This window comes from Arthrobacter sp. 10N418 (assembly GCF_056394725.1).
The window spans coordinates 77,452-90,736 of sequence record NZ_JBFTIK010000015.1; the positions used below are offsets into that span (position 1 = coordinate 77,452).

At 67.7% G+C, this 13,285-nt stretch carries 11 protein-coding genes and 1 pseudogene; all 12 read right to left on the reverse strand.

Going from position 1 to position 13,285, the window contains the following annotated elements:
- Positions 1-65 precede the first annotated feature (65 nt).
- A complete protein-coding gene (gene metK, locus AC1DCZ_RS13440; RefSeq protein WP_476975028.1) occupies positions 66-1,301 on the reverse strand; it encodes a methionine adenosyltransferase in 1,236 nt (411 codons plus the stop codon).
- 78 nt (positions 1,302-1,379) lie between these two features.
- A complete protein-coding gene (locus tag AC1DCZ_RS13445) occupies positions 1,380-2,726 on the reverse strand; it encodes a bifunctional phosphopantothenoylcysteine decarboxylase/phosphopantothenate synthase (protein ID WP_476975029.1) in 1,347 nt (448 codons plus the stop codon).
- Between the two features lie 40 nt (positions 2,727-2,766).
- Complete coding sequence (gene rpoZ, locus AC1DCZ_RS13450; protein ID WP_011692102.1) at positions 2,767-3,027, reverse strand: DNA-directed RNA polymerase subunit omega; 261 nt, start codon at positions 3,025-3,027, stop codon at positions 2,767-2,769.
- A gap of 39 nt (positions 3,028-3,066) precedes the next feature.
- Positions 3,067-3,639 (reverse strand): guanylate kinase, encoded by a 573-nt coding sequence (gene gmk, locus AC1DCZ_RS13455; protein WP_476975030.1) that lies wholly within the window; start codon positions 3,637-3,639, stop codon positions 3,067-3,069.
- Between the two features lie 25 nt (positions 3,640-3,664).
- The gene (gene mihF, locus AC1DCZ_RS13460) at positions 3,665-4,000 is read right to left on the reverse strand and encodes an integration host factor, actinobacterial type (RefSeq protein WP_476975031.1); all 336 of its coding nucleotides are present in this window, start codon (positions 3,998-4,000) and stop codon (positions 3,665-3,667) included.
- Positions 4,001-4,180: 180 nt separating this feature from the next.
- Positions 4,181-5,047: an orotidine-5'-phosphate decarboxylase gene (pyrF, locus tag AC1DCZ_RS13465; RefSeq protein WP_476975032.1), complete on the reverse strand. Its 867-nt coding sequence runs from the start codon at positions 5,045-5,047 to the stop codon at positions 4,181-4,183.
- Positions 5,040-8,366 carry a carbamoyl-phosphate synthase large subunit gene (gene carB / locus AC1DCZ_RS13470; RefSeq protein WP_476975033.1) on the reverse strand — a complete coding sequence of 1,109 codons (3,327 nt, stop codon included), beginning with the start codon at positions 8,364-8,366 and terminating at the stop codon, positions 5,040-5,042. Before carB ends, pyrF begins: the two co-directional genes overlap by 8 nt.
- On the reverse strand, positions 8,366-9,667 hold the full coding sequence (gene carA / locus AC1DCZ_RS13475) for a glutamine-hydrolyzing carbamoyl-phosphate synthase small subunit (protein ID WP_476975050.1): 1,302 nt from the start codon (positions 9,665-9,667) through the stop codon (positions 8,366-8,368). The genes carB and carA overlap by 1 nt, the downstream gene beginning before the upstream one ends.
- Positions 9,668-9,709: 42 nt before the next feature.
- Positions 9,710-10,165 (reverse strand): annotated as a pseudogene (locus AC1DCZ_RS13480) (PH-like domain-containing protein); the annotation flags it as partial.
- Positions 10,165-11,532 (reverse strand): dihydroorotase, encoded by a 1,368-nt coding sequence (locus AC1DCZ_RS13485; protein ID WP_476975034.1) that lies wholly within the window; start codon positions 11,530-11,532, stop codon positions 10,165-10,167. The gene AC1DCZ_RS13485 and the pseudogene AC1DCZ_RS13480, both read right to left, overlap by 1 nt.
- Positions 11,532-12,554 carry an aspartate carbamoyltransferase catalytic subunit gene (locus AC1DCZ_RS13490; protein WP_476975035.1) on the reverse strand — a complete coding sequence of 341 codons (1,023 nt, stop codon included), beginning with the start codon at positions 12,552-12,554 and terminating at the stop codon, positions 11,532-11,534. Before AC1DCZ_RS13490 ends, AC1DCZ_RS13485 begins: the two co-directional genes overlap by 1 nt.
- Complete coding sequence (pyrR, locus tag AC1DCZ_RS13495; protein WP_476975036.1) at positions 12,551-13,150, reverse strand: bifunctional pyr operon transcriptional regulator/uracil phosphoribosyltransferase PyrR; 600 nt, start codon at positions 13,148-13,150, stop codon at positions 12,551-12,553. Before pyrR ends, AC1DCZ_RS13490 begins: the two co-directional genes overlap by 4 nt.
- Positions 13,151-13,285: the final 135 nt, after the last annotated feature.

Consider the following 13,285-nt stretch of genomic DNA (forward strand, 5'->3'; position numbering starts at 1 on the left):
CTGGCTTCAGCACATCACATGCCAGTGACATTTTGCGCACCGACAATGTGGGTCAGGCTCGTGAATCAGGCGTTGAAGAAAGCCTTCAGGTCATCGACCCGGTCCAGGCGCTCCCACGTGAAGTCGGGATCTTCGCGGCCGAAGTGCCCGTGGGCGGCGGTCTTGGCGTAGATCGGGCGCTTGAGGTCCAGGGCGTCGATGATGGCGCGGGGGCGCAGGTCAAAGATTTCGGCGATCGCGGCGCTGATCCGCGCAGGATCCACGGTCTCGGTGCCGAAGGTTTCCACGTAGGTTCCCACCGGGCGCGCCTGGCCGATGGCGTATGCGATCTGGATTTCAGCGCGCTTTGCGAGCCCGGCGGCCACTACGTTCTTGGCGACCCAGCGCATCGCGTAGGCAGCGGAGCGGTCCACCTTCGACGGGTCCTTGCCGGAGAACGCACCGCCGCCGTGGCGGGCCATGCCGCCGTAGGTGTCGACGATGATCTTGCGGCCGGTGAGGCCGGCGTCGCCGACCGGACCGCCGATGACAAAAGCACCGGCCGGGTTCAGGATGTTCCTGGCCCGCGAGATGTCCAGGTTGGAAAGCGCCATGACGGGATCAACGACGTACTCCGCGAGGTCGGCCCGGAGCCGGTCGAGGCTGGCGCCTTCGGCGTGCTGGCTGGAGATGACGACGGTCTCGACCGAGACCGGGCGGTCGCCGTCGTAGCCCACAGTGACCTGGGTCTTGCCGTCAGGGCGCAGGTAGGGCAGCTGGCCGTTCTTTCGGACCTCGGTGAGGCGCTCGGAGAGCCTGTGTGCGAGCCAGATCGGGACGGGCATGTAGGAGGGGGTTTCGTCGCTGGCGTAGCCGAACATGAGGCCCTGGTCTCCGGCACCCTGGAGGTCGTAGTCGTCTTCCTGGCGTCCTTCCCGGGCTTCCAGGGAGTTGAACACGCCGCCGGCGATGTCGTTGGACTGCTGCCCGATCGAGACGGATACACCGCAGCGGGCGCCGTCGAAGCCGTTGGCCGAGGAGTCGTAGCCGATGCCGAGGATGGTCTCCCGGACGATCTGGGGGATCTCGACGTAGGCGTCCGTGGTGACCTCACCGGCCACGTGGACCAGGCCCGTGGTGGCCAGCGTCTCGACGGCGACCCGGGACTCGGGGTCCTTGGCCAGCAGGGCGTCGAGGATCGCATCGCTGATCTGGTCACAGATCTTGTCGGGGTGTCCTTCGGTCACCGACTCAGACGTGAACAGCCGGAGCGAGGCGGGCGTGGACCCGTGGAAGTCAGGAATGTGCAGCGGTAAAGTCACTCAACTACCTTACTGGTTGGAAAACGGACGTCCGGCGGCGTGTGTCCCCATGCTAAGGAGACGTTGGTTACGCCGGGCTCAAGCCGGCGGAACAACCCGGCTCAACTCGGCGCTGACCCGGTCAATCACGGCAGCCGCAACATCGGATTTGGAACCCGACGCTTCCTGGGGTTCGGAGCCGGAGCGGGAAAGGATGACTACTGCGTTGGTGTCCTCGCCGAAGACCTTGTCCTGGCCCACATGGTTGACGACCAGCAGGTCGCAGGCCTTGCGGCGCAGCTTGGCCTCGGCGTACTCCAGGACATCACCTTCGGCGTCGCCCGTTTCCGCGGCGAAACCGACGATGAGCTGGTCGCGGGAAGCCGCGTCGCGGACCTCGACGAGTTCCTGCAGGATGTCAGGGTTGCGCACCAGGACAATGACGGGATTGGCGCCGTCTTCGCGCTTCTTGATCTTGGTGCCGGAGACGTCGGCGGGACGGAAGTCCGCCACGGCGGCCGCCATGATCACGACGTCGGAATCCGCGGCAGCGTGCAACGCCGCTTTCCGCAATTCCAGGGCTGTCTCGACTTTGACGATCTCGACGCCCTCCGGCGCCGGAACCTCCATATGGGCCGCCAGCAGCCGGACCCTGGCGCCGGCGTTGCGGGCGGCAATGGCAAGTGCCACGCCCTGCTTGCCGGAGGACCGGTTGCCCAGGAAGCGGACGGGGTCCAGCGGTTCGCGGGTGCCGCCGGCGCTGATGGTCACAGTCAGCCCGGCCAACGGGCGGGCTGCGGACGGCTCTGCCGACGCGGGCAACGGCAGATCCGACGGCGGAGCGGCGGGCGCGTCCGGCACGGCCGGCGCACCCGGCAGCCCAGGGGCCGACAACCGGGCGGACTGCGCACCAGCCTGCGCACCGGCCAGCGCCAGCGCAGCCTCGAAGATGGCCTGGGGCTCGGGCAGCCGGCCGGGGCCGGAGTCCGCCCCGGTCAGCCTGCCGCTGGCAGGCTCCAGCACGGTGACGCCGCGGCTGCGCAGGGTTTCGACGTTGGCCTGGGTTGCCGGGTGCTGCCACATTTCGGTGTGCATGGCCGGGGCCATGAGGACCGGGCAGTCCCCAGCCATCAGCAAGGTGTTGGTCAGGAGGTCATCCGCCTGGCCGGACGACGCGCGGGCCAGGAGGTCGGCCGTGGCCGGAGCCACGACAATCAGCTCCGCCTCGTGGCCGAGCCGGACGTGGTTGACCGTGGGGACCGCGTCGAAGACGGTGCTGCTGACGGGGTGGCCGGACAGGGCTTCCCACGTCGCGACACCGACGAAACGCGTTGCCGCCTCCGTGGGGATGACCGTGACGTCATGGCCGGCTTCAGTAAAAAGCCGGAGGAGCGACGCCACCTTGTAGGCGGCTATCCCTCCCCCGACTCCGAGGACTATGCGCACGTGACCTCCGTCAACAGGCAGTCTATGTATTTTGCCGTTACTACTCTGCAGGTTCGATCGGCGTGGAAACGAGCTTGCCTTCGTTGATCTCCCGCAGCGCGATCGACAACGACTTCTCGTTCAGCTTCGTGTCGACCAGCGGGCCGACGTACTCGAACAGGCCCTCGTGCAGCTGGGCGTAGTAGGCGTTGATCTGGCGTGCGCGCTTGGCACCGAAAATCACCAGGCCGTACTTCGAGTCGGCAGCCTTCAGCAGCTCGTCGATCGGCGGGTTGATGATGCCTTCAAGGTTCGTGGACACGAATTCTCCAAATTCTAACGGGCCGATACGTCCCGTCGCCTAGCGCGGGTTCGGGGTCAGCCCCATGAGTGAAACAAGCTCGTCCGCTGCCCGACGAACGTCATCATTGATGACGGTGTGGTCAAACTCCGGTTCAGCGGCAAGTTCTAGTTTAGCGGTTTCCAGCCTCTGCTGCTGTTCTTCGGCCGTTTCCGTGCCGCGGCCGACCAGCCGGCGGACCATTTCGTCCCAGCTGGGCGGCGCGAGGAACACGAACTGAGCATCGGGGACGGCCTTCTTGACCTGCCGGGCGCCCTGCAGATCGATTTCCAGGAGCACGGAACGGCCCTCGGCGATCGCTTCGTTCACGGTGCTGCGGAGGGTGCCGTAGCGGTTGCGGCCGTGGACGAACGCCCATTCGAGAAGTTCGCCGTCTTCGACGAGCGAATCGAATTCCTCGGGCGACTTGAAGAAGTAGTGGATCCCGTCCTGCTCACCCGGCCGCGGCGGGCGCGTCGTTGCAGACACGGAGAGCCACACGCCGGGATAGTTGTCCCGGATGTAGGTGGACACGGTGCCTTTGCCAACAGCCGTCGGGCCGGCGAGGACTGTTAGTCCCGGTTTCTTGCTCACATATTCCTTTGGCGGTGTTCGGGGATCAGCCCGGCGGAGCGGGCTGTTTGTCGTCTACAAAATCTACCAGCGCCCGGCGCTGGTGGATTCCCAGCCCGCGTACCCGCCGGGACTGCGCGATGCCGAGCTGTTCCATGATCGCCGCGGCACGGACCCGCCCGATACCCGGCAGGGCCTCCAGCATCTCCACGACCCTCATCCGGGCGATGGCATCATCGGATGTTCCGGAGCTGAGGACCTGGGCGATTGTCGTCTGGCCGGATTTCAGCCGTTCCTTGGCCGCGGCCCGGGTGGCCCTGGCCGCAGCGGCCTTGCGCAAGGCGTCGGCACGCTGCTGCGGAGTGAGGGGTTGCAAGCTCACTGAAGTCCTCCCTGCCTGGTCAGACGGGCCGTCCGGCCCGGCCAGTCCGCCGGGCCGTTCACACCGGTCCGTCAGACAGCTCCCGCGCCGTTGCCGTGTCCTGAACCTACCGTCTCGGAGCGGCAGAAATCAATGGACAACCGCCGGACGCCGGCAGCGGGCACAGCGCGGGCAGGACAGCTAGGCGGCCAAGAGTTCGTCAAGGGTCCGGCGGGCCGCGTCGTGGAGCGCCCGGATTTCCGGTCCGGCCCCGAGGATGTCCCGGCTGGAGGTGCCCAGGACCTGGGGGTAGGCCGATCCGAAGGTGCGCCGCAGGTCCGCGGCGGTCGCGCCCTGGGCGCCCAGCCCGGGGGCCAGGATCGGTCCGCGCACCGCCGCCAGATCCACATCAAGTTCGGTGAGGGCCGAACCGACCGTGGCCCCGACAACGAGCCCGACCGAGCCCAGCGCCCCCGTGTACCGGCGGTTCTCTGCAGCCGCGGCCCGCACAATGCGACGGGCTACGGAGTCCGCCCCGCCAACGTGCTGCACGGAGGCACCCTCGGGGTTGGAGGTCAACGCCAGCACGAACACGCCGCGCCCGGACTGGGCCGCGAGGTCCAGGCCGGGACGCAGCGACTCGAAGCCCAGGTACGGACTCAGGGTCACGGAATCCGCGGCCAATGCCGAGCCGTCCCGGAGCCAGGCGTCGGCGTAGGCGGCCATGGTGGAGCCGATATCGCCGCGCTTGGCGTCCGCGATGGTCAGGACGGAAATCTCCGCCGCCACGGCCAGCGTGCGCTCCAGGACGGCAATCCCGGCAGAGCCATGCCGCTCATAAAGCGCCACTTGCGGCTTCACCGCCGCGGCGAGCGAGCCGACAGCCTCCAGGACGGTCAGCGAGAACCGTTCCAGCCCGGCGACGTCGTCGCCCAGGCCCCAATGCTGCAGCAGCGCCGGGTGCGGATCGATGCCGACGCACAGCGGACCGCGCACCGCCATGGCCCGGCCCAGCCGGGAGCCGAAGGGCTCCCGGCCGGCGGTATCAGCGGTGGGAGCCTCAGGCATGCGTGTGAGCCTTCTGCGAGGCCGCGTTCTGCGAGGCCGCGAGGGCCGCCGCGTGCTCCTGCAGGCTGGTAACGGACCATTCGTAGGTGCGCAGCGCCTCGATGGCCTGGACGGCGGCGTTGAATTCGGCCACCGTGGTGATGCACGGAATGCCGATCGACGTCGCGGCGGCGCGCAGCTCGTAGCCGTCGCTGCGGGCTTCGCCGCCGGAGGGCGTGTTGAAGACCATGTCGATCTCGCCCGCCACGATCAGGTCCGCGATGGTTCCCTCGCCTTCAGCGCTGGAGCCTTCGGCGACCTTCCGGACCGGGGTGGCCTGGATGCCGTTGCGGCGCAGGACGTCGGCCGTGCCCCCCGTGGAGACGATCTCGAAGCCGAGGTCGGACAGCCGCTTGACGCCCATGATCACCGAACGCTTGTCCCGGTTCGCGACCGAGACGAAGACCTTGCCTTCGGTGGGCAGGGCGTTGTTGGCCGCTGCCTGGCTCTTGGCGAAGGCCGTGTCGAAGTGCTTGTCGATGCCCATGACCTCACCCGTGGACCGCATTTCCGGGCCGAGGAGTGAGTCGACGACCTTGCCTTCCGGGGTGCGGAAGCGGCTGAACGGCAGCACGGCCTCCTTGACCGAGACCGGCGCGTCGAGCGGGAGCGTGGAGCCGTCGCCGGTTTCCGGCAGAATCTTGTAGGCCGTGCGGAGCTGGTTGATGGTGACGCCCGTGCCGATCAGGGCGGCCGCCTTCGCCATCTGGACGCCCGTGGCCTTGGAGACGAACGGCACGGTCCGCGAGGCCCGGGGGTTGGCTTCGAGCACATAGAGCACGTCGGAGGCGAGGGCGAACTGGATGTTGATCAGCCCGCGGACCCCGACGCCCTCGGCGATGGCGAGGGTGGCGGTCCGGACACGGTCCAGCACGTTGTTGCCCAGGGTGATGGGCGGCAGGACGCAGGCCGAGTCGCCGGAGTGGATGCCGGCCTCCTCGATGTGCTCCATGATGCCGCCCAGGTACATGTCCGTGCCGTCGTACAGGGCGTCGACATCGATCTCGACGGCGTCCTCGAGGAACCGGTCGATCAGGACCGGGTGCTCCGGGGTGATCTCGGTGGCGTTGGCGATGTAGCGGGAGAGGTTCGGCTCGTCGTAGACGATCTCCATGCCGCGGCCGCCCAAGACATAGGACGGGCGGACCAACACGGGATAGCCGATCTCGTCGGCAATCTTCTTCGCGTCCTCGAAGGACACTGCGGTGCCGTTCTTGGGCGCGATGAGCCCGGCCTTGTCGAGGACCTGGGAGAAGGCCCCGCGGTGTTCGGCGAGGTCGATCGCCTCGGGCGAGGTGCCCAGGATGGGCACACCGGCGTCGGCGAGCTGCTGGGCGAGCTTGAGCGGGGTCTGGCCGCCGAGCTGGACGAACACGCCCATGACGCCGCCGGTGCGCTCCTCGGCCGCGATGACCTCAAGGACGTCCTCCAGGGTCAGCGGTTCGAAGTACAGGCGGGTGGAGACGTCGTAGTCGGTGGAGACGGTTTCCGGGTTGCAGTTGACCATCACGGTCTCGTAGCCGGCTTTGCGCAGGGCCATGGATGCGTGGACGCAGGAGTAGTCGAACTCGATGCCCTGGCCGATCCGGTTGGGCCCGGAGCCCAGGATGATGATGGACGGTTTGGCGTGCAGCGCCACCTCGTCCTCCTCGTCATAGGAGGAGTAGTGGTACGGCGTGTACGCGGCGAATTCAGCGGCGCAGGTGTCCACGGTCTTGTACACGGGACGGATGCCGAGGGCCTGCCGGACGCCGCGGACGACGTCCTCGGAGTTGTGCGTCAGGGCGCCGATCTGCTCGTCGGAGAAGCCGTGGCGCTTGGCGCGCTGCAGCATGTCCGGGGTCAGGGCGCTGGCCTTTCGGATTTCGACGGAGATCTCGTTGAGCAGCTGGAGCTGGTCCAGGTACCAGGGGTCGATCTTGGTGGCTTCGAAGAGCTGCTCCACGGTGGCGCCGCCGAGCAGGGCGCGCTGGACCTGGTGCAGGCGTTCGGTGGTGGGCCGTTTGGACTTTTCGATCAGTTCCGGAACTTCCCATTCCGGGACGTGGCTGAAGTCCAGCTGGGAGCCCTTCTGCTCCAGGGACCGCAGCGCCTTCTGCAGCGCCTCGGTGAAGTTCCGGCCCATGGCCATGGCCTCGCCCACCGATTTCATGGTGGTGGTCAGCGTGGGGTCCGCGGCCGGGAACTTCTCGAACGCGAAGCGCGGGACCTTCACGACGACGTAGTCGAGGGTCGGTTCGAAGGACGCCGGGGTCTTCTGGGTGATGTCGTTCGGGATTTCATCCAGGGTGTAGCCGAGGGAGAGCTTGGTGGCGATCTTGGCGATGGCGAAGCCGGTGGCCTTGGAGGCCAGGGCGGAGGAACGGGACACGCGCGGGTTCATCTCGATGACAACGACGCGTCCGGTGTCCGGTTCGACGGCGAACTGGATGTTGCAGCCGCCGGTGTCGACGCCGACCTCGCGGATAACGGCGATGGAAATATCGCGCAGCCGCTGGTATTCGCGGTCTGTGAGGGTCAGCGCCGGGGCGACGGTGATGGAGTCACCGGTGTGGACGCCGACGGGATCGAAGTTCTCGATGGAGCACACGACCACGACGTTGTCGTTCTTGTCGCGCATCATCTCAAGCTCGTATTCCTTCCAGCCCAGGATGCTCTCTTCGAGCAGCACTTCGGACGTGGGGCTGTACTGCAGGCCCTGGCCGACGATCCGGCGGAGGTCGTTCTCGTCGTACGCCAGGCCCGAGCCGAGGCCACCCATCGTGAAGGAGGGCCGGACCACCATGGGGTAGCCCAGGTCCTCGGCCGCGGTGAGGGCTTCGGCCATGGTGTGGATGATGTGGCTGCGGGCCGACTCGGCGCCGCAGCGCTCCACGACGCCCTTGAACTTCTCGCGGTCCTCGCCAAGCTCGATCGCTGCGATGTTGGCGCCGATCAGCTCGACGTTGTACTTCTCCAGCACACCGTTCTTGTCCAGCGCGATGGCGGTGTTGAGCGCGGTCTGGCCGCCCAGGGTGGGCAGGAGGGCGTCGGGCCGCTCCTTGGCGATGATTTTCTCCACCACCTCGGGCGTGATCGGCTCCACATAGGTGGCATCGGCGAACTCGGGGTCCGTCATGATGGTGGCCGGGTTGGAGTTCACGAGGATGACCCGCAGGCCTTCCTCCTTGAGGACGCGCAGAGCCTGGGTGCCGGAGTAGTCGAATTCGGCAGCCTGGCCGATCACGATCGGGCCGGACCCGATGACCATGACGCTCTTGAGGTCAGTTCTCTTGGGCATTACTTCTTGTCCTCAGTCTTGGAATCGGTGGAAGTCTTGGCATCGGCCGCCGGGGCAGCGGAAGACGCCGCCGTACCGGCGCCGGCCATCAGCTCGATGAAGCGGTCAAAGAGGTACGCGGCATCGTGCGGGCCGGCCGCGGCTTCGGGGTGGTACTGCACCGAGAAGGCCGGGATGTCGAGGCAGGACAGCCCTTCCACGACGTCGTCGTTGAGGCTCACGTGGCTGACCTCGACACGGCCGTACCGTTCCTCGGGGGCCCGGGTGGCACCGTTGAGCGGCGCGTCGACGGCGAAGCCGTGGTTCTGGGAGGTGATCTCCACTTTGCCGGTGCGGCGGTCCATCACGGGCTGGTTGAGTCCGCGGTGGCCGTAGCGCAGCTTGTAGGTTCCGAAGCCGAGGGCGCGGCCCAGGATCTGGTTGCCGAAGCAGATGCCGAAGTACGGGATCTTCTCATCGAGCACCGAGCGCAGCAGCGCCACCTGGTTGTCCGCAGTGGCCGGGTCTCCGGGTCCGTTGGACATGAAGAAGCCGTCCGGGTTGACAGCCTTGACGTCGGCCAGCGTGGCCGTGGCCGGAAGCACGTGCACCCGGACGCCGCGCTCGGCGAAACGGACCGGAGTCATCCGTTTGATGCCAAGGTCGATAGCGGCGATGCTGAACAGCGGTTCGCCGTCCCAGCCGAAGTCCTTGGGTTCCACCGTGTAGGCGGTGTCCACGCTGACTTCCTCGGCCAGCCGGGAGCCCTCCATCGGCGCGCTGGCGAGCACTGCGTCGACGAGGTCCTTGTCCGTGGCGCGGGCGGCCTCGCCGGAGAAGATGCCGGCCCGCATGGTCTTGTGTTCGCGCAGATGGCGCGTGATGGCGCGGGTGTCGACGCCTTGGATGCCGACGATCCCCTGCGCGACAAGCTCGTCGTCGAGGGATCGCTCCGAGCGCCAGTTGGAGGGCCGGCGGGCGGCGTCGCGGACAATATAGCCGGCCACCCAGATGCGCCGGGATTCGGCGTCGTCCTTGTTCACACCGGTATTGCCGATGTGCGGCGCGGTCTGGACCACGAGCTGGCGGGCGTAGGAGGGATCGGTGATGGTCTCCTGGTAGCCGGTCATGCCGGTGGCGAAGACCGCCTCCCCCAAGGCCGTTCCGGTGGCGCCGTAGCTGGTGCCGCGGAAGATCCGTCCGTCCTCGAGCACAAGGGCTGCGGGGCTGGCGGCTGGTGCGTTGTCTGTCACTTCGGTGTTCACTACGGCGTCTTTCACTTCGTGGGATTCGCTCACTTCGTTACTTTCCACTATCGGCATTGGCCTGGGGGCCGCGGAGATCAATTCTTGCAGGGCGTTGAGGAGGGTTGTCTTGTCCTCAGCGCGCCGGGTACGGAACCCGGTGTCCAGTTCGCGGGAGCCGAGCATCCAGCTGACCACGAGCAGCCCGTCCTTTTCGACGAATTTTCCGGCCATGCCGCTTTCCAGGCGCACTCCGGTGAGCCGTGCGGCCGGGATGTAGACCGGGCCGGCGCCGGCGCGGTTGAAGAGCACCCCTTCGGGGTGGACGCTGAGTTCGGCGTTGGTGCGGATGCCAAGGTTGTGGACGGCGATCCGGTCCAGCCAGTCACCGGCACTGGTGGACGTGACGTACTGGCCGTCAGCCAGTGCCAGCGGGGCGGCCAGCTCCGCTGGGGCCTCCGGCAGGGCCTCGACGTCGGACTGGCGGCGCAGCCGGCTCCGCCAGCCGAGGCCGAGCAGGACGACGACCACTGCGGCGAGGGCCACCATGAGCAGTACGGGGAGGAGCCTGTCCATCAGTTCCGGCCCGCCCCTGCGGGATCGGGGGTCCCGGACGCCCAGCGGTAGGGGCTGTTGAGCTTGCCGTCGAGGACGGTGGGATGGCCCTTGAAGAACGTGGCCACCACCTTGCCGGGCAGTTCCCGGCCGGCGAACGGAGAGTTTCTGCCCATGGTTGCCATCTTAGAAGGGTCCACCGTCCAGCGCGCAGCCGGGTCCACGAGTATGACGTTGGCCGGTTCGCCGGCGTCAAGCGGGCGGCCCTGGTCTTCGACCCGGCCGATCACGGCCGGCGCGCTCGAGGTGACGCGGGCGAAATCAGCCCAGGTCATCAGACCGGTGTCGATCATGGTGTGCTGGACCACCGAGAGCGCGGTTTCCAGCCCGGTCATGCCCATGGCAGCCTGCGCCCACTCGCATTCCTTGTGTTCACTCGGGTGCGGGGCGTGGTCGGTGCCGACGACGTCGATCGTGCCGTCGGCCAGCGCGGCGCGCAGGGCCTGGACGTCGGCGTCGGTGCGCAGCGGGGGGTTGACTTTGTAGACGGGGTCGTAGCTGCGGGCTAGTTCGTCCGTGAGCCAAAGGTGGTGGGGCGTGACTTCGGCCGTGACGTTTACCCCGCGGGACTTGGCCCAGCGGATGATCTCCACGGATCCTGCGGTGGAGACGTGGCAGACGTGGAGCCGGGAGCCGACATGCTGGGCAAGCAGTACGTCGCGGGCGATGATGCTTTCCTCGGCGACGGCCGGCCAGCCGGTGAGGCCGAGCACGGCGGAGACCTCCCCCTCGTTCATCTGGGCGCCGGCGGTGAGGCGTGGCTCCTGGGCATGCTGGGCGACGACGCCGTCGAACGCCTTGACGTATTCGAGGGCGCGGCGCATCAACACGGGGTCGTGCACGCAGATGCCGTCGTCCGAAAAGACGCGGACCCGGGCGCGGGAATCGGCCATGGCGCCGAGTTCGGCCAACTGCTCCCCCGCGAGGCCCACGGTGACGGCGCCGACGGGCCGGACGTCCACCCAGCCGGCGGTGCGGCCGAGCGTGAGGACCTGCTCCACGACGCCGGCGGTGTCCGCAACCGGGGTGCTGTTCGCCATCGCGTGCACGGCCGTGTAACCGCCCAGGGCGGCCGCACGAGTGCCGGTCTCCACGGTTTCGGCGTCTTCGCGGCCGGGTTCCCGCAGGTGGGTGTGGATGTCGACCATGCCCGGCAGGGCTACAAGGCCGGTGGCGTCAATGACCGTGGCGCCGTCGGGCTGGAGGTCGTGGCCGCGTTCGGCGATGATGCCGTCACGGATCAGGAGGTCCTCGGCGGCTCCGCCGAGGATTGCGGCACCGCGGATGAGATAGGCGCCACTGTTGGCGTCCCGTTGCTGTTCGGCCATCAGTGGCTCTCCTTCGAAGGGGCGGCGGTGGAAAATGCGGGCCGGGATGGGGCTGGTTCGCGGTTGTCTCCGGAAAGCAGCAGGTAAAGGGCGGCCATGCGCACGGACACGCCGTTGCGTACCTGTGCGAGCACGGTGGAGCGGGGTGAGTCGGCGGCGGCTGAGGAAATTTCAAGGCCCCGGTTCATCGGGCCGGGATGCATGATGATGGTGTCCTTAAGTCCTAAGCTGTCCAGCGCGCGGAGGCGGTTGTCGTCGAAGCCCCATCGCCGCGAGTATTCCCGCGTGGAGGGGAAGAAGGACGCGTTCATCCGTTCGCCCTGCACGCGGAGCATCATCATGGCGTCCACGCCTGCGGCGAGGGTCTCGTCGAGGTCATAGCTGACCGTGCACGGCCACTTTTCGACGCCGATAGGAAGGAGCGTGGGCGGGGCGACGAGAGTGACTTCCGCGCCGAGGGTGCGCAGGAGCCAGACGTTGGACCGCGCCACCCTCGAGTGCAGTACATCGCCGGCGATCGCGACCCGCATGCCCGTCAGGTCCGCCCCGGCGGAGGGCGTGCCGGCGAGTTTGGACCAGTGGCGGCGCATCGTGAAGGCGTCGAGGAGGGCCTGGGTGGGGTGTTCGTGGGTGCCGTCGCCGGCGTTGATGACGGCGGCGTCGATCCAGTCCGTGGCTGCCAGCCGGTGCGGGGCGCCGGAGGCCCAGTGCCGGATGACGACGGCGTCTGCTCCCATCGCGGCCAGGGTCTGGGCGGTGTCCTTGAGGGATTCGCCCTTCGAGACCGAGGAGCCTTTTGCGGCGAAGTTGATGACGTCCGCGGAGAGCCGCTTGGCGGCCGCTTCGAAGGAGATGCGGGTCCGGGTGGAGTCTTCGAAGAACAGGTTCACCACGGTGCGCCCCCGAAGCGCGGGCAGCTTCTTGACCTCGCGCTCCCCCACGGCAGCCATTTCCTCGGCGGTGTCGAGGATGCGGACGGCGTCCGCCAGGCTCAAGTCTTCGGTGGAAAGCAGGTGCCTCATGCGAGAGCCTCGATGACCACTTCGTTGACGGGCACGCCGTCGACGGAGTCGGTTTCCTCGAGCCGGACCCGGACCTTTTCGGCCGATGACGTGGGGAGGTTCTTGCCGACGTGGTCGGCGCGGATGGGCAGTTCCCGGTGGCCGCGGTCGATCAGCACGGCGAGGCGGACGATGCGCGGACGGCCGAGGTCGATGATGGCGTCCAGGGCCGCGCGGATGGTCCGTCCCGAGTAGAGGACGTCGTCAATCAGCACGACGACTTTGTTGTCGATCCCGGTGCGCGGCAGCACCGTGGGGTACGGCGGCCGGGTCGGCTGGTGCGAAAGGTCATCGCGGAACATGGTCACATCAAGCTGGCCGACAATCGCGGCGGCGTCCACGGCGGGATCCGCGGCGGCGATCTTGGCGGCGAGGCGCACGGCGAGGGGGTAGCCCCGGCGCGGGATGCCGAGCAGGACGATGTCCTGGGAGCCCTTATTGGCCTCGAGAATTTCATGGGCGATACGAGTAAGCGCGCGGTCAATGTCAGCCTGGTTGAGGACAACCCGGGTGAGCACAATCGTTGCGGGTTCCGGTGCGGAGGGCACAGAGGTCAAGGCTCGTCTCCCCTTTCCCCGCCTCACGGGACGGAATTAAAAAAGGATTATTTGCTCTTTCAAATTACCACACGGGCCGCCGCCGCCCGGCCCCTGCCGGGGCGGTGTGCGTCACAGCCGCCCGGGCCACGGGCG

What these genes read in the sequence shown, in the direction of transcription:
- AC1DCZ_RS13490 (WP_476975035.1), bottom strand. Translation starts at nt 12,554, where the DNA reads ATGAGGCACCTGCTTTCCACCGAAGACTTGAGCCTGGCGGACGCCGTC.
- AC1DCZ_RS13485 (WP_476975034.1), bottom strand. Translation starts at nt 11,532, where the DNA reads ATGGCCGAACAGCAACGGGACGCCAACAGTGGCGCCTATCTCATCCGC.
- carA (WP_476975050.1), bottom strand. Translation starts at nt 9,667, where the DNA reads ATGCCGATAGTGGAAAGTAACGAAGTGAGCGAATCCCACGAAGTGAAA.
- pyrF (WP_476975032.1), bottom strand. Translation starts at nt 5,047, where the DNA reads ATGCCTGAGGCTCCCACCGCTGATACCGCCGGCCGGGAGCCCTTCGGC.
- carB (WP_476975033.1), bottom strand. Translation starts at nt 8,366, where the DNA reads ATGCCCAAGAGAACTGACCTCAAGAGCGTCATGGTCATCGGGTCCGGC.